At 58.9% G+C, this 19,205-nt stretch carries 28 protein-coding genes; 20 read left to right on the top strand and 8 right to left on the bottom strand.

Translation table 11 applies throughout. The features are described from left to right. The first annotated feature begins 4 nt into the window (after positions 1 to 4). Both AB4O36_RS16865 and AB4O36_RS16870 read left to right on the top strand, forming a co-directional pair. Complete coding sequence (locus tag AB4O36_RS16865) at positions 5 to 445, top strand: phage tail protein (protein ID WP_460139788.1); 441 nt, start codon at positions 5 to 7, stop codon at positions 443 to 445. Further along, entirely contained in the window at positions 442 to 1,710 is a 1,269-nt protein-coding gene (locus tag AB4O36_RS16870; protein WP_460139789.1) for a phage late control D family protein, read from the top strand. The genes AB4O36_RS16865 and AB4O36_RS16870 overlap by 4 nt, the downstream gene beginning before the upstream one ends. 323 nt (positions 1,711 to 2,033) lie before the next feature. On the opposite strand, the gene AB4O36_RS16875 is transcribed toward AB4O36_RS16870, so the two are convergent. Together AB4O36_RS16875 and AB4O36_RS16880 are read right to left on the bottom strand one after the other, a co-directional pair. After that, positions 2,034 to 2,381, bottom strand: a complete 348-nt coding sequence (locus AB4O36_RS16875; RefSeq protein WP_314532987.1) for a DUF2511 domain-containing protein — start codon at positions 2,379 to 2,381, stop codon at positions 2,034 to 2,036. Between the two features lie 10 nt (positions 2,382 to 2,391). Next, the gene (locus AB4O36_RS16880; protein WP_179028544.1) at positions 2,392 to 2,712 is read right to left on the bottom strand and encodes a helix-turn-helix domain-containing protein; all 321 of its coding nucleotides are present in this window, start codon (positions 2,710 to 2,712) and stop codon (positions 2,392 to 2,394) included. Between the two features lie 86 nt (positions 2,713 to 2,798). On the opposite strand from AB4O36_RS16880, the gene AB4O36_RS16885 reads away from it, so the two are divergent. From AB4O36_RS16885 to AB4O36_RS16945, 13 genes are all read left to right on the top strand, one after another. Continuing rightward, a complete protein-coding gene (locus tag AB4O36_RS16885) occupies positions 2,799 to 3,011 on the top strand; it encodes a DNA-binding protein (RefSeq protein WP_078049807.1) in 213 nt (70 codons plus the stop codon). Positions 3,012 to 3,040: 29 nt separating this feature from the next. Continuing rightward, entirely contained in the window at positions 3,041 to 3,511 is a 471-nt protein-coding gene (locus tag AB4O36_RS16890; protein WP_460139790.1) for a YmfL family putative regulatory protein, read from the top strand. Then, positions 3,511 to 3,798 (top strand): Ogr/Delta-like zinc finger protein, encoded by a 288-nt coding sequence (locus AB4O36_RS16895; protein ID WP_460139791.1) that lies wholly within the window; start codon positions 3,511 to 3,513, stop codon positions 3,796 to 3,798. Before AB4O36_RS16890 ends, AB4O36_RS16895 begins: the two co-directional genes overlap by 1 nt. Next, on the top strand, positions 3,798 to 4,169 hold the full coding sequence (locus AB4O36_RS16900; RefSeq protein ID WP_460139792.1) for a hypothetical protein: 372 nt from the start codon (positions 3,798 to 3,800) through the stop codon (positions 4,167 to 4,169). The genes AB4O36_RS16895 and AB4O36_RS16900 overlap by 1 nt, the downstream gene beginning before the upstream one ends. Positions 4,170 to 4,245: 76 nt before the next feature. Next, positions 4,246 to 4,479 carry a hypothetical protein gene (locus tag AB4O36_RS16905; RefSeq protein ID WP_116079536.1) on the top strand — a complete coding sequence of 78 codons (234 nt, stop codon included), beginning with the start codon at positions 4,246 to 4,248 and terminating at the stop codon, positions 4,477 to 4,479. 12 nt (positions 4,480 to 4,491) lie between these two features. Continuing rightward, a complete protein-coding gene (locus AB4O36_RS16910) occupies positions 4,492 to 7,209 on the top strand; it encodes a toprim domain-containing protein (protein ID WP_460142152.1) in 2,718 nt (905 codons plus the stop codon). 25 nt (positions 7,210 to 7,234) lie between these two features. Further along, positions 7,235 to 8,053: a hypothetical protein gene (locus AB4O36_RS16915; protein WP_460139793.1), complete on the top strand. Its 819-nt coding sequence runs from the start codon at positions 7,235 to 7,237 to the stop codon at positions 8,051 to 8,053. A 25-nt stretch (positions 8,054 to 8,078) separates the two neighbouring features. Continuing rightward, positions 8,079 to 8,426, top strand: coding sequence for a DUF7673 family protein (locus AB4O36_RS16920; RefSeq protein WP_460139794.1), 348 nt, complete (start codon positions 8,079 to 8,081; stop codon positions 8,424 to 8,426). Continuing rightward, on the top strand, positions 8,423 to 8,629 hold the full coding sequence (locus AB4O36_RS16925; protein WP_460139795.1) for a hypothetical protein: 207 nt from the start codon (positions 8,423 to 8,425) through the stop codon (positions 8,627 to 8,629). The genes AB4O36_RS16920 and AB4O36_RS16925 overlap by 4 nt, the downstream gene beginning before the upstream one ends. 57 nt (positions 8,630 to 8,686) lie before the next feature. Next, on the top strand, positions 8,687 to 8,869 hold the full coding sequence (locus tag AB4O36_RS16930; protein WP_460139796.1) for a hypothetical protein: 183 nt from the start codon (positions 8,687 to 8,689) through the stop codon (positions 8,867 to 8,869). A gap of 2 nt (positions 8,870 to 8,871) precedes the next feature. Continuing rightward, complete coding sequence (locus tag AB4O36_RS16935) at positions 8,872 to 9,462, top strand: hypothetical protein (RefSeq protein ID WP_460139797.1); 591 nt, start codon at positions 8,872 to 8,874, stop codon at positions 9,460 to 9,462. Further along, the gene (locus AB4O36_RS16940) at positions 9,459 to 9,710 is read left to right on the top strand and encodes a hypothetical protein (protein ID WP_460139798.1); all 252 of its coding nucleotides are present in this window, start codon (positions 9,459 to 9,461) and stop codon (positions 9,708 to 9,710) included. The genes AB4O36_RS16935 and AB4O36_RS16940 overlap by 4 nt, the downstream gene beginning before the upstream one ends. 10 nt (positions 9,711 to 9,720) lie before the next feature. Continuing rightward, on the top strand, positions 9,721 to 9,996 hold the full coding sequence (locus tag AB4O36_RS16945) for a pyocin activator PrtN family protein (protein WP_460139799.1): 276 nt from the start codon (positions 9,721 to 9,723) through the stop codon (positions 9,994 to 9,996). Here AB4O36_RS16945 and AB4O36_RS16950 read toward each other — a convergent pair. After that, entirely contained in the window at positions 9,971 to 11,122 is a 1,152-nt protein-coding gene (locus AB4O36_RS16950) for a tyrosine-type recombinase/integrase (RefSeq protein WP_460139800.1), read from the bottom strand. The genes AB4O36_RS16945 and AB4O36_RS16950 overlap by 26 nt on opposite strands. Before the next feature lie 103 nt (positions 11,123 to 11,225). Between AB4O36_RS16950 and dusA the strand changes: the two genes are divergently transcribed. Next, positions 11,226 to 12,236, top strand: coding sequence for a tRNA dihydrouridine(20/20a) synthase DusA (gene dusA / locus AB4O36_RS16955; protein WP_460139801.1), 1,011 nt, complete (start codon positions 11,226 to 11,228; stop codon positions 12,234 to 12,236). Positions 12,237 to 12,430: 194 nt separating this feature from the next. Beyond that, a complete protein-coding gene (tal, locus tag AB4O36_RS16960; RefSeq protein WP_460139802.1) occupies positions 12,431 to 13,357 on the top strand; it encodes a transaldolase in 927 nt (308 codons plus the stop codon). Between the two features lie 193 nt (positions 13,358 to 13,550). Here tal and rssC read toward each other — a convergent pair whose 3' ends face one another. Both rssC and rssB read right to left on the bottom strand, forming a co-directional pair. Beyond that, a complete protein-coding gene (rssC, locus tag AB4O36_RS16965) occupies positions 13,551 to 14,033 on the bottom strand; it encodes an anti-sigma factor antagonist RssC (protein WP_460116829.1) in 483 nt (160 codons plus the stop codon). Next, a complete protein-coding gene (gene rssB, locus AB4O36_RS16970) occupies positions 14,030 to 15,214 on the bottom strand; it encodes a two-component system response regulator RssB (protein ID WP_460139803.1) in 1,185 nt (394 codons plus the stop codon). The genes rssC and rssB overlap by 4 nt, the downstream gene beginning before the upstream one ends. A 275-nt stretch (positions 15,215 to 15,489) precedes the next feature. Here rssB and AB4O36_RS16975 point away from each other — a divergent pair, with 275 nt between their 5' ends. Then, positions 15,490 to 15,789 carry a PilZ domain-containing protein gene (locus tag AB4O36_RS16975; protein WP_460139804.1) on the top strand — a complete coding sequence of 100 codons (300 nt, stop codon included), beginning with the start codon at positions 15,490 to 15,492 and terminating at the stop codon, positions 15,787 to 15,789. 60 nt (positions 15,790 to 15,849) lie between these two features. Here AB4O36_RS16975 and AB4O36_RS16980 read toward each other — a convergent pair whose 3' ends face one another. Beyond that, positions 15,850 to 16,539: an MlaA family lipoprotein gene (locus AB4O36_RS16980; protein WP_460139805.1), complete on the bottom strand. Its 690-nt coding sequence runs from the start codon at positions 16,537 to 16,539 to the stop codon at positions 15,850 to 15,852. Between the two features lie 202 nt (positions 16,540 to 16,741). Between AB4O36_RS16980 and AB4O36_RS16985 the strand changes: the two genes are divergently transcribed. Both AB4O36_RS16985 and AB4O36_RS16990 read left to right on the top strand, forming a co-directional pair. Next, positions 16,742 to 17,362, top strand: coding sequence for an HAD family phosphatase (locus tag AB4O36_RS16985; protein WP_460139806.1), 621 nt, complete (start codon positions 16,742 to 16,744; stop codon positions 17,360 to 17,362). A gap of 109 nt (positions 17,363 to 17,471) precedes the next feature. Further along, positions 17,472 to 17,735, top strand: a complete 264-nt coding sequence (locus tag AB4O36_RS16990; protein ID WP_460116838.1) for a DUF4404 family protein — start codon at positions 17,472 to 17,474, stop codon at positions 17,733 to 17,735. Between the two features lie 58 nt (positions 17,736 to 17,793). Here the strand turns inward: AB4O36_RS16990 and queF are convergent, their stop codons facing one another. Continuing rightward, positions 17,794 to 18,624 (bottom strand): NADPH-dependent 7-cyano-7-deazaguanine reductase QueF, encoded by an 831-nt coding sequence (queF, locus tag AB4O36_RS16995; RefSeq protein ID WP_460139807.1) that lies wholly within the window; start codon positions 18,622 to 18,624, stop codon positions 17,794 to 17,796. A 61-nt stretch (positions 18,625 to 18,685) separates the two neighbouring features. Then, a complete protein-coding gene (copI, locus tag AB4O36_RS17000; protein ID WP_460139808.1) occupies positions 18,686 to 19,201 on the bottom strand; it encodes a copper-resistant cuproprotein CopI in 516 nt (171 codons plus the stop codon). Positions 19,202 to 19,205: the final 4 nt, after the last annotated feature.

Raw genomic sequence — 19,205 nt, forward strand, 5'->3', positions numbered from 1 at the left:
CACCATGATGATGGCCCTAGGCATGTTCGTGTTCAGCCTCCACACCGCCGCCTACCAGGAGCTGCAACGCCAAACCGATTGGCGCCACGCCAGCAACAACCGCATCGGCGCCGCCCCTGCGCGGCAATTCGTTGGCCGTGGCGAAGACGCCATCACACTCCCCGGCATCCTTTTCCCCGAACTGGCCGGCACAGCCCTCAGCCTCGACTCGCTACGCCTGATGGCAAACACCGGCAAGGCCTGGCCCATGGTCGAGGGCACAGGGCAGATCTACGGCCTGTGGGTGATCGAAAGCCTCAGCGAAACCAGGACCATTTTTTTCCCCGATGGTACGGCACGGCGCATTGAGTTCACCCTGAGCCTCAAGCGCACCGACGATGACCGTATCGACCTGCTCGGCGCTGGTACCAGCATCGGCGTCAACATCCTGCGGGGCCTGCTGTGATCGAGCCCATCATTGCCAAGGTCACCGGTTACCTGCGAAACACCGCAGAGCGCTACGTCCGGGACGCAGCCTATCCGGTGCCGGCCTTCCGGCTCGCCGTCGACGGCCTGGACATTGCCCAAATAATCAGCCCGCGGCTGATGAGCCTGGAGCTGACCGACAACCGCGGCGTCGAGGCCGACCAACTCAGCATCACACTGAGCGACCATGACGGCTTACTGACGATTCCGCCGAAGGGTGCAGTGGTCCGGTTGTGGTTGGGCTGGAGCGACACAGGCCTGGTGGACAAAGGCACCTATACCGTCGACGAAACCGAACATAGCGGTGCGCCCGACGTGCTCAGCATCCGCGCTCGATCGGCAGACCTGCGCAAGGGCCTAAAAACCAAACGCGAACGCAGCTGGAGCAACACCACCCTCGGCGACGTCCTGGGCGATATCGCCATCGGCAACGGTCTCACCGCCACCATCGCCGGCGCGCTCGACGGTTTGCCCATCCTGCAGCTCGACCAGGCCAACGAATCCGACGCCAACCTGATCAGCCGCCTGGGGGAAGAGTTCGATGCGGTGGCCAGCGTCAAAGCAGGATGCCTGCTGTGCCTACCGGCGGGCGGAGGCAAGAACGCCAGCGGCATGGACCTGCCGCACATCACCCTCACCCGCGCAGACGGCGACCAACACCGTTACCTGCAAGCCGACCGCGACAGCTACGACGGCGTGCGTGCTTATTACTATGACGTCAACAGCGCCAAGAAACAGGAGGCCATCGCCGGCGGCGGTGACAATCTCAAAGACTTGCGCCACACCTACAGCGACCAACAATCAGCCCTGCGCGCCGCTCGGGCTGAGTTCCGGCGCCTACAACGCGGCAGTGCCACGCTCAGCTACACCCTGGCAATGGGCCGGCCGGATCTGATCCCTGAGTTGACGTACACGCTTCAGGGAGTGAAAGCGGAAATCGACGAGATCATCTGGTACGGCGGGAATGTGGCGCACAGCCTGAGTGCGGACGGTGGGTATACCGTCAGCCTCGAGCTGGAAAGCAAGCTGCCGGAGGACAACGTTGAGGACCTGGCAGATGAGAACAAGGGTGATCACACGGGGATCATCGCGTACTACCGCGACCAGAAAACCGGGAAGGAAAAGTCGATTACGGCGGGGGATCAAACGAAGCCGAGGCGGTTGCGGTGGCTGTACGCTACTGAAAAGACGGCCAAGCGTGCAGTGGATCGAGAATGGAAGAAAATGCAGATCGAAACCGCATAGACGAAAAAGCCCGGCACTGCCGGGCTTCTCAATCACCTTGCGTTTAACAGCACATCGAAAAATCGCAGGATGTCCTTTTTCTGCTGATGATTTAACTGTCTGAACATCTGCAGAACCAACCTTTCACGCTGATTCAGAGTCTTGTACTCAACGTTTTCGGACTGCTTGGCCTGCACCTCGTTACTTGACGACATGTGTTGCTCCCTTCTACACGTCCTAGTGCCCGGCACCAACCTAGGTGCCAAACAAAGCACCAGGAGGAGCGGGGATTTTCAACGTGTATGGGTGCGCCACGAGCGTAGGAACGATTATGAGAAAAGGGCTTAAGGCTTAGGGCATAGCTCCTGCGCGATTTGGACAATATCGCTGTAGTCCATCTTTATCGTCGGCATCGTTGGGCTTGGCTTTGTAATGTCACGCCCATCGGCCCACCCCCGACTTTTAGCGATGCTACGGGCACTCCCGTTCAGCGCGTAGACCGTTCCGTCAGAAGTTCTTGCCAATGCTTTGGGCGACGGGCCATCACACAGCAAATCGACACTATCAACTGTGAACGGCCAGGCATCACCGAAATCCTTACTTGAGACTGTCTGCACCTTTTCATCGGTTCCGCACCCAGACAGGGCAGAGAGCAGCGTAATCACAACAGCGAACTTAAATCCTTGGTTCATTGTTACCTCCTTATTTTTTGTGACTGAACGCCCGCAGAAGCCGTTTCACAGCTCCTTTGTCCTCGTCGTCCAACGACCGCACGTGCTCAACCATCTCTATTTCATCAGATGAAAGCGTCGGTTCTGTAACCGGCAGGCGCTGACCGATGACCACATAAAGGATGTCAACGCCTCGCTCCGCTACAGCGGCCAGGTAATCCGCATCCGGGCTCCGATCACCCTTTTCGTAGTTGAACTGAGAGGTCTTAGCCACGCCCGCAAATGCGGCGAAATCCGCCTGATTAAAACCCAAGCGAACGCGCTCCTCCCTCAGCCTTTCACCGATATTCAACAAAACGACCCCTTATTGAGTTGACTATTCAACACTCGTTGAATATTCTTCCCCTGTCATCACACGAAACCACACGAAACGAGACTATGCCGAACGCATCCCCCATCGAGCAAGCATGCCAAGAGGCCCGTGACCGTCTCGCACGACTCGGAATATCGGCAAAAGACTGGGCTGAGGAACATGAATTCAACCCTTCGACGGTTTACGCAGTTTTGAACGGACAGAAAAAGTGCTTACGCGGTGAAGCTCACCGCGCCGCCGTGCTGCTCGGTATCAAAGACGGCGTGATCACAAATTAGGGCCTCTGGCTCCAAGGGGAAACCAGAAGATGAAACGCCCAGTTCTAGACAGCAGAAAGAGCGTCGTAATGGCCGTCATCGGCGCCTACCCAGGCGGTCGGTCGTATGCCTCGGCAGACCTCGGCATGCCGCTGAAGAAGTTCGACAACCAGGCCTACGAGAACGCCGGCAGCCGCCCACTGACCGACGAACACATTCACCGTTTGGAGCAAGTCGCCGGGACCACATTCCTGGCCGACTACATCGCCTCAATGTACGGCGGCATGTTCGTTCCGCTGAGCGTCCCGGAGAACCTGGACAACGTGGAGTTGTACAGCCGCTCGCTCAAGGCCTCGGCCCAGCGCGGCAAGGTCGACCAGATCATGTCTACGGCCCTGGATGACGGTGTTATCGAAAAGCGTGAAGCCGACGCGATCATCGCCGCCTTGATCACCTACATGTCGGCCCGTTACGCCGAAGTGTTCGCGACCATCCAGCTCTACAGCCAGGGAGCTGTCTAGTGAGTACTTACAAACTGGTCTGCCCTCACTGCCACGGCCGCATGCGTATTCGCACCAGCGAAGGCCAACACATTTTCCTGCGTATCGCTTACTTGCAATGCACCAACGAGGCTTGCGGCTTCGTGGCGCGTGCTGAGTTTCAAATGACCCACGAACTGAGCCCCAGCGGCATGCCAAACCCGGCTGTAAAGCTACCAGTCGCAGACGTGGTCATTCGCCGCCAGACAATGAAAACCGCCAACGATCACCCCGATCTGCTGGACCAACTGGAAATGGAGCGCGCGTGATGAACCTCGATCAACAGACTCATGACTACCGCAGCAGCATGCAACAAGCTGCTTTCGCTTACCTGCAACGCCACGAGGCTGAACACCTGGTGGATTCCGATTTGCTGTTCGATCGCTGCATTCGCCACCTGACCCTTGCCTTGGAAGTGCCTGTGTTCATGGCGCCAAAGCTTGTACACAACGCATGGACTGAACTGCAGATGATCAAAAAGCGCCGTTGGATAGGCGTTGACTGGGCCGCTGGGGCTGACAGCACCCGTGTGCACCTGGTGGATGTTCTGGCGGATCAACGCTTCCCCGTCCCGGCTCGTTTTCTACCGCAGAAAATGCTCGACCAGCGCAACGCCGTACACAAGCCACACCCTCAGTAACGCTCCCTTTTAAACCCCCGCCCTGCCCCGTTCCCAATGGGTTTGGGTGAGCTTTGCCCGCAATCCGAGGTGGACCATGGAAATCGACATCGCCATCACCGCAAAACTGCCCCGCGACCACGCTGAGGCACTGCTCGTTGAGCTCCGTGCGCAGTACGCGGTGCTGCTCAACGAGCATTGGTATGACGACCGCTTTCGCCTGATCCCCGAGGGTTTGCGGCACGGCTCATTGCTCGTGGCCTTCCCCGCGATGGCCGCACGAAAAAGCCTGATTGGCGCCCTTAAACACAGTCTCGACGAAGCGAAGTAAGCCACGATGGAAATGGAACAAAGGCTGCGAGCCGACGTCATCCAACGCATTGAGCGGGACTACCAGCTCAAGCACATGGCCAACACCAATTACATGCGCAAGGGTGTGTGCCCAGCCTGCCGCCAGAAAACCCTTTACACCTTCTACGACTCGCCCTGGACGCTGATCTGCGGACGGCCGGAAAAGTGCGACCATCGCGTCTACGTAAAAGACGTCTACGACGATCTGTTCAACGACTGGAGCAAAACCGCGCCCTCGACAGCGGACAACCCTCAGGCCACAGCTCGCGCCTACCTTGAGTTTGCGCGGGGTTTCAAATTTGAGCTGATCGCCGGCTTGTTCACTCAGGAAAACTACTGGGATGGCCGGCTGAACATCGGTAGCGCCACGGTGCGCTTTGCCCTGGAGAAAGGTGGTTACTGGGAGCGCCTGATAGATCGGCCCGACCGATTCGGCAAGATGAAAGCGCGCTTCCGCCCCACCGGGGAAGGCTTGACCGGTTACAAGGGCGTTTGGTGGTGCCCGCCGAGTGTGGACTTGCTGGAAGTCGACGAGCTGTACATCGTCGAGGGGATATTCGACTCCATCGCTCTGCTGCACAACGAAGTGCCGGCCGTGTCGATGATGTCCAGCGCTCCCTGCCCCATTGACTCACTCAAGGCACTGTTCAAGTTACGGCAGGACGCTGACAAACGTCTGCCGCGCCTGGTGTGGGCACTGGATAACGAGCCAATCGCCAAGGCCAACATGCGCCGCTGGGCGAAGGAAGCGCGCGACCTAGGCTTCACCTGCACAGCAGCCGTAATCCCGCAGCCCAACGGGAAAAAGGTCGATTGGAACGACCTACATCTGCGGTGGAAGTCGATCGAGGGCGACGACAAACGCGCCGAGCGCATTGAGCAGGACCTTAGCGAAGCGCGCCACCAGGGCGATTTGCTGCTGGCTGACTCGGCTGAAGAAAAGGCGTTCCTGATCTACGTGCGCAACGAGCGCAAAGAATTTCACTTCACGTTCCGCAAACGCTTGTACTGGTTTCGGCTGGACCTCGAAAAGTACGACCGTGCGATGACCGATCTGGAAAGCTCGGAACGCCACGAAGATCAGCTGCTCACGGAAGAACAGCGACGCAACAAGGCACTGCGCCAATCTGGCTCGGTGACCAGCATCGCCAACTGCAATTTCCAGGCGCTGTATTACATGCGCAACGACCTGACCGATGAGGCTTGGTACTACTTCCGTATCGAGCGCCCACAAGGGCCGGCCATCAAAAGCACGTTCACGGCCAAACAGCTCACGTCGGCGCCAGAGTTCGCGAATCGCCTGCTCAACGTCTCCAACGGCGCGATGTTCGAGGGCAGCGCCCAGCAGCTGAAACGAATCCTGGCCCCCCAACTGGACTGCCTGAAAACCGTCAACACCATCGAATGGATAGGCTACAGCCGCGACCACGGCGCCTATGTCTTCAACGATCTGGCCTTTCACGGCGGCAAGGTGCAGGTTCGCAACAAAGAGGACTTTTTTGACCTCGGAAAACTGAGCATCAAGTCACAGAGCCAGTCGCCGGTGCTGCATATCAACACCGACCTCAACGCCTATAACGAAGGTTGGTTCGACATCTACTGGCGCTGCTTTGGCGTACAGGGGCTGGTGGTGCTGGCCTGGTGGCTGGGCGCTTTGCACGCCGAACAGATCCGCCAGATCCACAAGTCGCTGATGTTCCTTGAGCTGGTGGGTGAAGCCGGATCGGGCAAGACCACGCTGGTGGAGTTGCTGTGGAAGTCGGTCGGGCGTACCGATTACGAAGGCTTCGACCCGTCCAAAGCAACCGCCGCCAGCCGTGCGCGTAACTTCTCGCAGGTCAGCAACTTGCCGGTGGTGTTGATCGAGTCCGAGCGTGAACAAAAGGAAGGCCAGCCGGTTAAACACTTCGACTGGGATGAATTGAAGACCGCGTACAACGGCCGCAGCGTTCGCTCCACCGGCGTGAAAAACAACGGCAACGACACCCACGAACCGCCATTCCGCGCCGCCTTGCTGATTGCGCAAAATAACCCAGTGAACGCATCAGAGCCAATCCTGCAGCGTATCTGCCACGTCCACCTGACACGCGAGCACCACACCCCGGAGACCAAGCAGTACGCCGAGCAGCTGGAGCGCATGCCGATGGACAGCATCAGCGGCTTCCTGGTCAAGGCGCTGCAACGTGAAGCCGAAACCATGCGGCTGCTGGAGGAAAACACCTCCGGCTACGAACAGGAGCTGCTGGCCCTGCCTGGTGTGCGCACCGTGCGTATCGCCAAGAACCACGCCCAGTTGCGCAGCCTGGTGGACGCGCTTGCCGGCGTCGTACCGCTGGGAGACCGCCGTAAGGCCCTCGCACACGCCGAAATCAACCGCATGGCCTTGGAGCGGCAGCAGGCAATCAACGCCGACCACCCGACCGTGCGCGAGTTTTGGGATCTGTACGAATTCCTCAACGGCATGGACGAGAAAGCCGCGCTGAACCATGCGCGTCGCGATGGGCTGATCGCCGTGAACCTCAACGAGTTTGTGGAAATGGCCGCCAACAAACGGCAACAGGTACCGCCGCTGAGCGACCTGAAACGCCTGCTTAAGACCAGCAAGTCACCCAAGTTTCTGGAGTCGAACAAGCCCGTCAACTCGTCGCGCCAGGTTGACGCCTTCGACAAGCCTAAAACCATTCGCTGCTGGGTATTCCAGGGCGTGTAACCACCGCAACAACAGGAGCAGCAGCATGAAAAACGAACTCAAATCGGCCATTCGCTTCAATGATTTTGTCGCCTACTTCGGCGCGCGCGGGGTACTGGCTATGGCCTGGTGGATGGGAGCGGTGCATGCCGGCCGAATTCGCGAAGACCAGACTAGCTTCCCATTCCTGCAGATCGTCGGCGCCGCCGGCAGCGGCAAGAGTCTGCTGCTGGGCTACCTCCAAAAGCTGAACGGACAAACGCCTTATTCCAACTTTCTGGGGCATTCCACTCCAGCCGGGCGAGCGCGCACGTTTGCCAGCGCAGGGCAACGGATTGTGATTTGCGAGGAACAAGGCGAGTTAGGCCAATCCATTGACTGGGATGAATTGAAGCCGCTTTTCAGCTCCGGCAGCGTGAGCATTCGCTCGGTGGATGGCCTTAGTGAGGAAGTGACATTCCGCGGGGCTTTGGTGATAACCGCCAACCAACGGCTGGAATGCAGTGATGCGGTCACCAGCAGAATGGTTACGGTCGATCTCTCAGCTCACGACGCCCACACGCCAAGGATCCGGCCGGAAGCCATTGGCAACGTCGACGCAGCTGAGGCAAGTGCGTTCGGTATCGAGATTGCGCAGTCTGGAGAATGGATTTGCAGCAGTCTCAAGGCTTTTTTACCCGCATATCAAGGCCAGCTCACTCGTAAATACGGGGCGGACCTCAACGGGCGCACAGCCCTCAACTGTGCACAGATGATCTGTCTGGTTGACTTGCTCTGCAATCTTCTCGCTGTTCCGCAGGACCTTCAGCTTGAGACCAGGAAGTTGGTTCACGACATCGCTTTCCACGACACCATTCCTTACTGATCCGGCCTTCGAAAGGAGAATGCGCATGAACATGCCTGCCGAAAAGCCGCAGCCTAATTGGTTTCAGCAGTTGCAAGAGTTTGAAGCCAACCGCCCCGCCATCCGAAAAGCAGGTATCGAGGCACTCGCTCGCTTGGTTCCTGTCGCCCAGCGGGATACAGGCCAGAGCGCAGTCATCGGTCGCTTCCTGCTCGGGCTCTACAACGGCCGCGACTACCCCTTCGTCCTGACCAGTCTGCGCGGCCTCGACACCGCATTGTTCGACGACTGCCTGGCGGTGCTGCAACTGGACTACTCGCCAGAGCAAGAGGTGCACACGTACCTGCCTGACGGCGATGCGATCTGGGAAGAACTGATAGGTACCTGGACATGAAATGGGCGCCGAAACGCAATAGGGACGGGCAAGTCCAGCAGAACTGCTGGGTTACCGACAACGGCTACACCGTCGCGCTGTGCCGGTTGCCAGAGTCGCGCTACCCCATTACCCGCCCTGGGGGCGAACTGCCCTTCGCTTACGCGAAAGACCGGGACGAAGTCATAACGATTATTGAGCAAGACCGGGCCAAACCGGCCTGAAAGATGGTGTCGAGGAGCGCCAACTCCCCGACACCTACCACCCAAAGGAGAAGCACCATGAAAGCGAATCAACCCCAGAGCAGCACCGCAGAGGCTATCACAACCCCACTCGCCGTCGGCGACAAGGTCAGCTACGTCGCAATCAGCGGTGGTGGCCGCACCACCAAGCAACCGCTGAGCAAGTTGACACCAGACGGCCAGCCCAATGCGCTGACACGCATGCTCATGGAGGGGCAGTGATCATGGCTGACTACTTTTATAAGTCCAGCGAACCAGCAACCGTCGAAATTGTTCGGAGCTTTTACGTCATGAAGGATGCTTTCAGCGCTCTACTGGTCGCGCTGGGCGAGCATTTCGGTGGCAAGATCGCACCAATGCGAGACATCACTTCCCACTTTGCTGGTGGAGTGAAACTTACAGGCGGTGCTGAGCTGGATGCGCACTGGTGCCGCCCTGACGACTATGGCTACCGCTCACTGCGCAGCACCGCCAAGCTTGCCAAAGGCATGTCAAAGGAAGATCGCGCAGCAATTCGGGCTGAGCATGAACGCCTGGTTGCCTTGTGGGCAGAGCACTGCCCAAAACGCCTCAGCTCCCATGAATATTGGCAGCGGTTGGGGGTAAACACGGGCCACTTGCTCATGAGCGGCGGGGTCAAGTTTGAACTCGACGGCACCGCGTACTTTCACCTGGGCTTTCAAATCAATGAAGCCGAGCACCTGGCCAACGTGGCGGCTGGGAAACCATCCTGTGGGTGGATTGACGGCGCGGTAGAGATACTGGCGAGCCAATACGAGTCCGCACGCGTGGCGAAACTGGAGCAACGGTCATGACTGTTTTCCTGCTGCTTTACCTGTGCGCGGATGCGACCCGCACAGATTGCCAGGTGGTGAAGGCTGATAGCTGGAGCGGCCCTTACGCCAACGAACAATGCGACGGCGCCGTACCAGGTCTGACCAAGGCACTGACTGCGCCCAACCGGGAGCGGCACCGGTTCGTTTGTGAGATTCAGGGCGCAGCGGCGGAACCAGCAGAACATACGGCTCAGCCGGCTCGCATTCATCAATCGTTTCGGATGTGAGGGGAGCACCATGAACACAGCCTTCATTCTCATGGCCCAATACGACGGCCAGGCAATTATTTCGCTGGAAATGGTGTGCCGGGACTACTTCACCCACCTCACGCCGGAGATGTTCCAGCGCAAGGTGATGAGTGGTCAGATCAAGCTTCCGATCACACGCCTGGAGCCGAGCCAGAAATCGGCCAAGGGTATCCACCTCACCGACCTGGCCGCATACCTGGACCTACAACGCGCGGCCGCAGTAAAAGAGAACCGCCAGCTCAACGGGTTAAAACACGTCGTTTGAGCCACTTTATTGATGCGGCGCCCAGTTGGACGGGCGCCCTCAATATCTTCTCGTGCCACTCCCAGCCTAAATAGCGGTCCCCCTTGCCACGCAGGTGTGTGTATCGCCGCATCGAATTCCAATCCCTGTGGCCGGAAACACTCGCCACACGCGGGATATCCCAGTTCATTTCAAACAGGCGGCTAATACCTTCATGTCGGAGGTCGTGGAAGTGCAGATCTGCGATCTCCAGGAACTTGCACGCTTTTGCCCAGGATGTAGAGATTGATTCAGGGCTGTAGGGGAATATGTCGTCGCCGGCCTTCGGCATTGACTGAAGGATCTGCCACGCCTCGTCCGGCAGATAACACCAAACGTCGTTGCCAATCTTCTGCCCGGGGTTTTTCATGTCACGCACCAGTACCCGCTGTCCAGCTTCGTCGACGTCCGCCCAGCGAATACGGGTTATTTCATCCAGCCGACGCGTGGAGAACAGGGCAAAGCCCACAACCTTCAGCATATTGGTGACACTCGGGCGCCTCGCTAGCATGACCTGATAATGCGTCAGCACCCTTCCCAGCTCGTCCAACGCAGGCCGGCGGTCACGCTCCCGGCTTTTCAGGTTGTAGCCCAGCTTGCGCAGTACTCGGCGGGCGCCGCCCATCGCCAGTGGATCGACCTGGTACCCCCATGCGTCTTTGGCAATCGCCAGAACAGCGCCGAGGTGCGCCAGGTCATTGCCGGCAGTTTGTGGCTGCACCCCGCCGCCCTCCTTGCTCATTCGCCAGAGGGCAAAGTCGACGAGGGTCTGGGTGTTGATGTCCGTATCGGTCAACTGGCCAAGGTATGTCTCGCCGATGGCGGTCAGCGTCGCGCGTTTGGTCTTGCCCAATGGTCTGGCCTTTTCAACCTCCACCAAGTACTGAGCATTCATCTCTTTAACCGTGGCGCCCTTGCGGCTCGCTCGCTCGATCGCGCCAGGCTCATCCAGCTCCGTCTCGCGCTTACGCGCCCAAGCTTGGGCGGCCTGTTTCCGGGCGAAGGTCTGGCTCTCTTGGTAGACTTGCACTCCGTCGCGCTTGATGCGGATCTGAGCTGTATAGCTCACCGTCCCATCTGCCAGTTTTCTTGCCCTGATAGTCGCCATATCGAAAGTGGTACGCGTCAGTTTTTGAGTGGTACATCGTACCACTGAGCCTTAAAAAACGCCTGAAAACGCCCCAAAACACGCCTAGAACACGTTGAGTAAAATGCTAGATAAACAGAGCTTTAGCCCAGCAGAATCAAGCCCCGCGCTGTCTCGGCGCTTCAGCGTTGCACCCATGATGGACTGGACAGACAGACACTGCCGCTACTTCCTGCGCCTGCTCTCCAAAAACGCCCTGCTCTACACCGAAATGGTCACCACCGGTGCCCTGCTCAACGGTGATCACGAGCGTTTCCTGCGCCACGACGAAGCCGAGCATCCGCTTGCCCTGCAACTGGGCGGCAGTGTGCCGTTGGACCTGGCGGCCTGTGCGCGCATGGCGCAGGAGCATGGCTACGACGAAGTGAACCTGAATGTCGGCTGCCCCAGTGATCGGGTGCAGAACAATATGATTGGCGCGGTGTTGATGGGGCATCCGCAGTTGGTGGCCGATTGCGTGAAGGCCATGCGTGATGCGGTGTCGATTCCGGTGACGGTCAAGCATCGCATCGGCATCAATGGGCGCGACAGTTACGAGCAGTTGTGTGATTTCGTCGGTACGGTTAGGGAGGCCGGGTGCACGAGTTTTACCGTGCATGCGCGGATTGCGATTCTGGAAGGGTTGTCGCCCAAGGAGAACCGGGACATTCCACCGTTGCGTTATGACGTGGCGGCGCGCCTTAAAGCGGATTTTCCGGAGCTGGAGATCATTCTCAACGGCGGGATAAAGACGCTGGAAGACTGTCGCGAGCATTTGCAGACGTTCGACGGTGTGATGCTGGGCCGCGAGGCGTATCACAATCCTTATCTGTTGGCCGAAGTGGATCAGCAAATGTTCGGCAGCACGGCACCGATCATCAGCCGGGCCGAGGCGCTGGCGCAGTTGCGACCTTATATTGCGGCGCACCTTGATGCGGGCGGGTCAATGCACCACATCACCCGCCATGTGCTGGGGTTGGGCACCGGCTTTCCGGGTGCACGCAAGTTCCGCCAGTTGCTGTCGGTGGATATCCACAAGACGAAAGAGCCCCTGGCGTTGCTCGATCAGGCGGCGCAGTTGCTGGAAGGACGGTAGGCACGATCACGCTCGCCGTCGCTCGCATTGAACCTGTACGCGGTTTTGTCATCGTATTTATCGACACCGCGCCCCGCCATTCAAACAGCCGTTTTTCAGGTTGTTGCCGCCGGGGCCTTCGATACGTACATGCACCCTTGAGTGGCTGTCAGCGCTCGGGTAATGTCATTGGACCCATAGGACAGAGCACGCTCATGACTTCCAAGCTGGAACAACTCAAACAGATTACCACCGTGGTTGCCGATACCGGCGACCTGGATGCAATCACCCGCGTCAAGCCGGTGGACGCAACTACCAACCCCTCGCTGCTGCTCAAGGCCGCAGCCATTGCCGGCTATGCCGATCTGCTGAATGAATGTGTCAGCGACTGCAAAGGTGATGTAGGCCTGGCCAGCGACCGCTTTGGCGTTGCGGTGGGTCAGCAAATTCTGAAAGTCATCCCTGGACGCATCTCCACCGAAGTGGATGCGCGCCTGTCGTTCGACACGGACGCCATGCTCAAGCGTGCGCACCGCCTGATCGAGCTGTACGACAAGGCCGGCATTGGCCGTGATCGCGTGCTGATCAAGATCGCGTCCACCTGGGAAGGCATTCGCGCTGCCGAGATTCTGGAAAAAGAAGGCATCCAGACCAACCTGACCCTGCTGTTCTCGTTCGCCCAGGCGGCGGCGTGTGCCGATGCGGGTGTGTTCCTGATTTCGCCATTCGTGGGCCGAATCTACGACTGGTACAAGAAAGCCAACGGCAACGACTACACCGGCGCCGATGATCCGGGCGTACAGTCGGTGACGCGCATCTACAACTACTACAAGTCCAATGACTACAAGACCGTGGTCATGGGTGCCAGCTTCCGTAACCTGAACCAGATCGAGCAATTGGCCGGCTGTGACCGCCTGACCATCAGCCCCGACCTGATCGACAAGCTGGCGGCGGACACCGGCAAGCTGGAACGCAAACTGGTGCCGGGCAATGCCGGCGAAGCGCGCCTGAGCCTCAACGAAGCGCAATTCCGCTGGTTGTCCAACGAGGACGCAATGGCAACCGAGAAACTGGCCGAAGGTATTCGTCAGTTCGCCCGGGATCAGGAGAAGCTCGAGGCGCTGTTGCAGGCCAAGCTGTGAGCTGATCTGTAGCCATGCAAAAAGGGCGAACCCTGGTGGGTTCGCCCTTTTTTGCGGCCGTTGGGTCATGAGGTGGATCGGCTGGCGCCATCCCTGTAGGAGCGAGCTTGCTCGCGATGGAGGCCAACGATTACGCGGGATGTCTGAAACCCCGCTGTGTCGGGGCCACCATCGCTCCTACAGAGGTCCTGGATCAGCGCCGCTCCAGCGCGTTCACCAGGTCATGGAACGCTTCGCGATTGGAATCGTTGAGCCCCATGAGGATCTTGTGCGCTTCGAGCACCTTGATCCGCACCACTTCTTCGGATTGATCCTGATCGGGCAGATCGTCCAGGCACTCCGGGCATGGCACGGGTTTGTCGACGATGTTGAACACCTGCTCGAAGCCCATGGACTGCAACAGCCGGGTGATGTCTTCGTGGGTGGTGACAACGGTCGGCAGCAGGCCGACCTTCTGCCGCGACAGGATCGACAGCTTGGCCAGCAGGCCAAGGGTGGTGCTGTCGATGCTGCGGGTTTCGGTCAGGTCGATCACGATCGCGTTGAAGTTCAACGCCGTGAAGATCCGCTCAATAGTCGCATCCAACGCCGAACACAGGGTCAGGCGAACTTCACCGACGAACTTCAGGACGAAGGTGCCGTCCTGCTCGGCGAACTGGATTCTACCGGTACTCATTGAAGATTCCTGCTCAACACCAACAGGGCGATATCATCCGGCATCTCCCCTAGCGTGGCCAATCCAAAAACCTGCCGCAGCCCATCCAGGGTGCCGCCCGCTGTCTTGACCCGTTGGGGCAAGGCCGCTTCTTTCTCTTTGAGTGTAGGTTCTGGCAAAAGGTCCAGAATGCCATCAGACATCAGCGTCAGGCTGAACGTCGACGGCAGCTCCAGCACGTGGTCTTCGTAGGTGGCCTCGTTGAAGAGCCCCACCGGCAGCCCACGCCCTTCCAGATAACGGACACTCTCTGGCGTGTACAACACAGGCAACGGCAAATGACCGCCGATGCTATAGGTCAACAAACCTGTCTCCTCGTCGATGACACCACCGACCATCGTGACGTGTTTACCCAGCTTACAACTGATCAGGCCCCGGTTGATATGGCCAAGGACCTCGGAAGGCTTGAACTCCGGCAATGTGCCGTTGCGCTTGGACTCGAACAGCAAGCGCGTGGTCATGAACTTCAGCAGCACGGTGACGAAGGCTGAAGAAGCGCCATGCCCCGAAACGTCCGCCAGGTAGAACGCGACCCGACGCTCATCGACCCGGAAGTAGTCGACGAAATCACCCGACAGGTACAGCGACGGGATGATCTGATGGGCGAACTTGAACTCGTCGGTGGTCCAGGGACTGACCGGCAGCATGTTCATCTGCACCTGGCGACCGGCATTCTGGTCTTCCTGGAGCAGGTTCAGGCTGGCTTCGAGCTCGCGGTTGGCCTTTTCCAGCTTCTCGCGATAGCGCTGGTTTTCCAGCAGCAGCCGCGCGCGATCCAGGGCCCGACGCACGGAATGCTCGAGCACGGCCAGATCTTCGAGAGGCTTGATCAGGTAATCCGCCGCGCCCAGGCGCAGCGCCTCGACCGCGTCGTTCATCACGCCAGCGCCGGACACCACGATGACCGGGGTTTGCGGCGAGCGCTCGGTGACCTGACGGATGAGTTCGAGACCGCCCATCTGCGGCATGCGCAGATCGCAGATGACCAAGTCGGGCTTGTCTTGCTCGAATACCCGTAGACCCTGCTGGCCGTTGCTGGCCTGCAAGACGCTGAAACCACTGTCCTCCAAATAGGCGGCGAGGCTCGCGCGCACTACTTCGTCATCATCGATTATCAGCAGCGTGGCACTGGTTTTTGGCATGTGGGCAAACGGCGCCAGAATTAGGTTGGCGTAGCAGGCAGGGAAATGTCCCGGCTCACACTACTGGATTCGCTTTCTAGCCTCTCTGCCGCACCGCTTTCGGGCATGGACCCTACTCACCGGCACACCAGAGGTGCCCTTCTAAGGCGCAGACGGTACTCCCATCCGCGGGGCGTTTCAAGCGTGCGCCGATGGTCGCTTGACGTCTTTACTTGTCAAATCACCGGGAGTTATAAGAACAGGCAAAACCGTAACCCAATGGAAGGACCAAGCCCATGAGTCGAACCGATCGGGACTACAGCGAAAAGCGGGATTTCATCCGCATGCGGGTCGATGCCGATGTCGCGCTGATCCATCAGGGAGATGAGGTTGCAGCCGTCTGCATCGACCTTTCCAGCAGTGGCATGCAAGTCGAGGCGCCTCGTTCGTTTGCGGTTGGCGACCGCCTCAGCGTGCGAATCGAGTTCGATCACGCCGCGCTCAGGGGCCTTGAAGCCGATACCGAAGTGGTGTGGGTGAAAGAACAGGACGGCGGTGGCCAGAAACTCGGGCTTACAATACTGAAGATGAAATAACGAATCCCAGAACGAACAAAGGCGGCCAGTCGGCCGCCTTTGTCGTTTTTACGCCCGGTATCAGAAATCGTCCTCGACCTGGCCGTCCTTCACTTTGAACTCGCGGTTTTGCAGGTAGGCATTACGAATGAACGTGTACTTGTCGCCACTGATCAGCTTCTCGCTCGACAGCAGGCTGGCGCGGGTATCCACGATATTCAGGGCGAAGATCGAGTTTCGCACCGGTACGTCGTTGATGTAGCGGTAAGGACCGGTATAGCTGTCGACAAATTTGGACGGCGCGTCGCGCACGGTGCTAGGACCCAGCAGCGGCAGCATGACGTATGGGCCGCTTCCGACACCCCAGTAACCCAGCGTCTGGCCAAAGTCTTCGTCGCTGCGATTCAGGCCCATCTTGGTGCCCACATCGAAGAAACCCAGCAGACCGAAGGTGGTGTTGAAAATCAGGCGAGCCGTGTCGACGCCTGCTGCAGCCGGCTTGGCTTGCAGGATGTTGTTGGCAAGGTTCGTGACATCACCGACGTTGCGATACATGTTGTGGATGCCGTCTTCGAGGAACTGCGGGGTCACGGCCTGGTAGCCTTGAGCCAGAGGTTTGAGCCCGTAGGTATCGATGAAGTCGTTGAACTCGAAAATCGGACGATTGACGCTTTCCCAAGGATCGTCTTCCGTGGCTGCCTGGGCAACGAACGGAACCAGCAACACGCTGGCGCACACACAAAGCTGAGCTAGATGATTGCTCCAGCGCATAAAAAACTCCTTGGGTTTGTACGGGGCGCAGGCCTCTTGGCCCGGGCATCAAGCTGGCAAGTATAAGACGGAAACAGTTATTTATGCAGCCTCGTAGGCGATGACCTACAGCGATTCGCGCACGACTGCGAGCCATTCACAGCAATGTCACTCAACTGTCATCGATATCCCATAGTCTTTTCGTTATTTCAGGGACGTTGACATGCCACACGCCGAAGCCTTGCCCCTCGCTGCACCGAACCTGACTGCCATCCTGTTCGGCCTCAGCGGTTGCCTGGTGGATTTCGGCGCTCGCACGCGCCAGCAAGGCGTGCAGTGTGCCGACCAAGCCGAGATGACTCCAGGCGCACTTGACAGCCTGCTCAGCCTGCAGCGCCAGCAGATACCCTGCGCCTGGCTCGACGAACTCTCCCCTGCCCTCAGCCAATCCCTGGCGACTGCGCTGCCGGAATGGATCAGGCCAACGCAACACCCTGCAACAATAAGCCCGTGGCCGGCGCCGGATGCCTGCTGGCAAGCATTGATGGCATTGAATATCGAGCGACTGGATGGCTGCGTACTGGTCAGCGGCGAACCACGACTCTTGCAGGCCGGCCTGAACGCCGGGTTGTGGACGATTGGCCTGGCGTCCTGCGGCTCGTTGTGCGGGATGGCCCCCAAGGATTGGCATGCCTTGAGCCAGAAGGAACGTGAACGCCTGCGCGGCAAGGCTACGGTGCAACTGTTCGGTCTGGGGGTGCACTCGGTAATCGATCACCTTGGCGAACTCGACACCTGCCTGGCAGACATCAGCCTGCGTCGCTGCAAAGGCGAAAAGCCCTGATCGAGATCATGCAGGTTGCGCACGAGTGGATTAATCTAAAGGTCAGCCATAGACCTTTGGCGAGCCGCTGCGGTCTATGCCAGTGCCTATCGACATAAGGAAGAACACCATGCCTGCCCGCGAACTGCAAGAACAGCTCAATGCCCTGCGCGAGCAATTGGAACAGAATCCTCCACTGTCCGAGTCCGAGCGCGAGAACCTGCACGAACTGATGCAACAAATCGAGCTGAAGCTTGAACTGGAAACCAAAACCCCCGACACCAGTCTCGCCGACGGCGTCAATCTGGCGGTGGAACGCTTCGAGCTCGAACACCCGACCCTGGCTGGCACCCTGCGCAACATCGCCCAGGCGCTGGGCAATATGGGGATCTGATTAATCCCAATCCACTGAACGTGATGGTGGGAGCAGGCTAGCTCCCACCATCAGCGGGTCACTGGCGGACCAATCGATGGTTCGGCAATTGAACGCTTTCAGTGCTGCGATACGGATTGATATCCAACCCGCCACGGCGCACATAACGCGCATACACCGTCAATTTCGCAGGTTTCAACAAGCGTTGCAGGTCGAGGAAGATCCGCTCCACGCACTGCTCGTGGAAGTCCGAATGTTGGCGGAAGCTGACGATGTATTCCAGCAGGCTGGCATGATCCAGCGCCGCACCACGGTATTCAACCACCACGCTGCCCCAGTCGGGCTGGCTGGTCACCGGGCAGTTGGATTTGAGCAGATGGCTGTGCACGCTCTCCTCGACAATGCGCGAGTCGTCGCAACGCAGCAGTTCCGGGCGCGGATGCTCGTAGTTGCTGACGCTGATGTCCAAATCATCGATGCACACGCCAGGCAAGGCCACGACGCCTTCGGCCTCGACCTCGCGCAAGCTGCGAACCCGCACGCCCACCGGCTTGCCCGCCGCTGCCGAGAGGTCCTTGATCAGCGTCGATTCAAGGCTGGCGATATCGGCGAATGGGGTCTGATTCAGGGAATTGAGGTACAACTTGAACGACTTGGATTCGATGATGTTCGGGGAGTCCGCAGGAATGCTGAACTCACCGATGGCCACCACCGGCTTGCCCGACGGCAGCAGCCACGACAGCTCAAAGCAGTTCCAGAAGTCCACGCCCTTGTACGGCAAAGTATCGGCCGTCAACCCCAGCTCGGCCCATTTCGCGGTGCGCGGGATCGGAAACAGCAGGGACGGCGTGTACGTGGCAATATATTCGCTGGATTTGCCCAGCGGCGAGTGTTCGGCTGCGGGATGCATGGCGGAAACCTGACTGAAGAATCAGCGGATTCTATCAGCCTTTGCCCCCGCCTTAGAGTGCTTACTGACTGACAGTCAATTTGCCGACCATGCCTGCCTGGTAGTGGCCGGGGATATTGCAGGCGAACTCCAGGTTGGTTGCCTTGGTAAAGGTCCAGGTCAACTCGGCGGTCTTGCCCGGCTCGACCAGCACGCTGTTGGGGTCATCGTGCTTCATGCCATGATCCATTGCGGTCATGGCGCCGTGATCCATCGCCTTCACCCCGGTCGGCGTCAGCATGCCATTCTCCTGCATTTTCAGCATTTCCTGCTGGTGCTTTGCATGCATCGCCGCATCGCCCAGATTGAACTCGTGCAACAACTGCCCCTTGTTCACCAGCACAAAACGCACGGTTTCACCCGCCTTGATATCGATGGCCTTGGGCGTGAACGACATGTCGCCCATCACCACTTCAACGCTGCGCGTCGCCTTGCCGGCCGGTGCCGGTTGCCCGAAGTCGTAGCTGTGACCCGACGCAGCCCACACAGGCGAACTCAGCGCCAACAGGCACGCGACCAACACATTGCGTAAAAACATCGTC

The organism is Pseudomonas sp. S2_E01, assembly GCF_054668365.1.

Bases quoted from the DNA above. Each gene is read 5' to 3' on its own strand.
- dusA (WP_460139801.1), top strand. From the start codon at position 11,226: ATGCTAGATAAACAGAGCTTTAGCCCAGCAGAATCAAGCCCCGCGCTG.
- AB4O36_RS16980 (WP_460139805.1), bottom strand. From the start codon at position 16,539: ATGCGCTGGAGCAATCATCTAGCTCAGCTTTGTGTGTGCGCCAGCGTG.
- AB4O36_RS16950 (WP_460139800.1), bottom strand. From the start codon at position 11,122: ATGGCGACTATCAGGGCAAGAAAACTGGCAGATGGGACGGTGAGCTAT.
- AB4O36_RS16900 (WP_460139792.1), top strand. From the start codon at position 3,798: ATGAACCTCGATCAACAGACTCATGACTACCGCAGCAGCATGCAACAA.
- AB4O36_RS16975 (WP_460139804.1), top strand. From the start codon at position 15,490: ATGAGTCGAACCGATCGGGACTACAGCGAAAAGCGGGATTTCATCCGC.
- AB4O36_RS16930 (WP_460139796.1), top strand. From the start codon at position 8,687: ATGAAAGCGAATCAACCCCAGAGCAGCACCGCAGAGGCTATCACAACC.
- AB4O36_RS16935 (WP_460139797.1), top strand. From the start codon at position 8,872: ATGGCTGACTACTTTTATAAGTCCAGCGAACCAGCAACCGTCGAAATT.
- AB4O36_RS16890 (WP_460139790.1), top strand. From the start codon at position 3,041: ATGAAACGCCCAGTTCTAGACAGCAGAAAGAGCGTCGTAATGGCCGTC.
- AB4O36_RS16875 (WP_314532987.1), bottom strand. From the start codon at position 2,381: ATGAACCAAGGATTTAAGTTCGCTGTTGTGATTACGCTGCTCTCTGCC.
- AB4O36_RS16920 (WP_460139794.1), top strand. From the start codon at position 8,079: ATGAACATGCCTGCCGAAAAGCCGCAGCCTAATTGGTTTCAGCAGTTG.
- AB4O36_RS16985 (WP_460139806.1), top strand. From the start codon at position 16,742: ATGCCACACGCCGAAGCCTTGCCCCTCGCTGCACCGAACCTGACTGCC.
- AB4O36_RS16915 (WP_460139793.1), top strand. From the start codon at position 7,235: ATGAAAAACGAACTCAAATCGGCCATTCGCTTCAATGATTTTGTCGCC.
- queF (WP_460139807.1), bottom strand. From the start codon at position 18,624: ATGCATCCCGCAGCCGAACACTCGCCGCTGGGCAAATCCAGCGAATAT.
- AB4O36_RS16905 (WP_116079536.1), top strand. From the start codon at position 4,246: ATGGAAATCGACATCGCCATCACCGCAAAACTGCCCCGCGACCACGCT.
- AB4O36_RS16910 (WP_460142152.1), top strand. From the start codon at position 4,492: ATGGAACAAAGGCTGCGAGCCGACGTCATCCAACGCATTGAGCGGGAC.
- AB4O36_RS16885 (WP_078049807.1), top strand. From the start codon at position 2,799: ATGCCGAACGCATCCCCCATCGAGCAAGCATGCCAAGAGGCCCGTGAC.
- rssC (WP_460116829.1), bottom strand. From the start codon at position 14,033: ATGAGTACCGGTAGAATCCAGTTCGCCGAGCAGGACGGCACCTTCGTC.
- AB4O36_RS16945 (WP_460139799.1), top strand. From the start codon at position 9,721: ATGAACACAGCCTTCATTCTCATGGCCCAATACGACGGCCAGGCAATT.
- AB4O36_RS16925 (WP_460139795.1), top strand. From the start codon at position 8,423: ATGAAATGGGCGCCGAAACGCAATAGGGACGGGCAAGTCCAGCAGAAC.
- tal (WP_460139802.1), top strand. From the start codon at position 12,431: ATGACTTCCAAGCTGGAACAACTCAAACAGATTACCACCGTGGTTGCC.
- copI (WP_460139808.1), bottom strand. From the start codon at position 19,201: ATGTTTTTACGCAATGTGTTGGTCGCGTGCCTGTTGGCGCTGAGTTCG.
- rssB (WP_460139803.1), bottom strand. From the start codon at position 15,214: ATGCCAAAAACCAGTGCCACGCTGCTGATAATCGATGATGACGAAGTA.
- AB4O36_RS16940 (WP_460139798.1), top strand. From the start codon at position 9,459: ATGACTGTTTTCCTGCTGCTTTACCTGTGCGCGGATGCGACCCGCACA.
- AB4O36_RS16865 (WP_460139788.1), top strand. From the start codon at position 5: ATGATGATGGCCCTAGGCATGTTCGTGTTCAGCCTCCACACCGCCGCC.
- AB4O36_RS16990 (WP_460116838.1), top strand. From the start codon at position 17,472: ATGCCTGCCCGCGAACTGCAAGAACAGCTCAATGCCCTGCGCGAGCAA.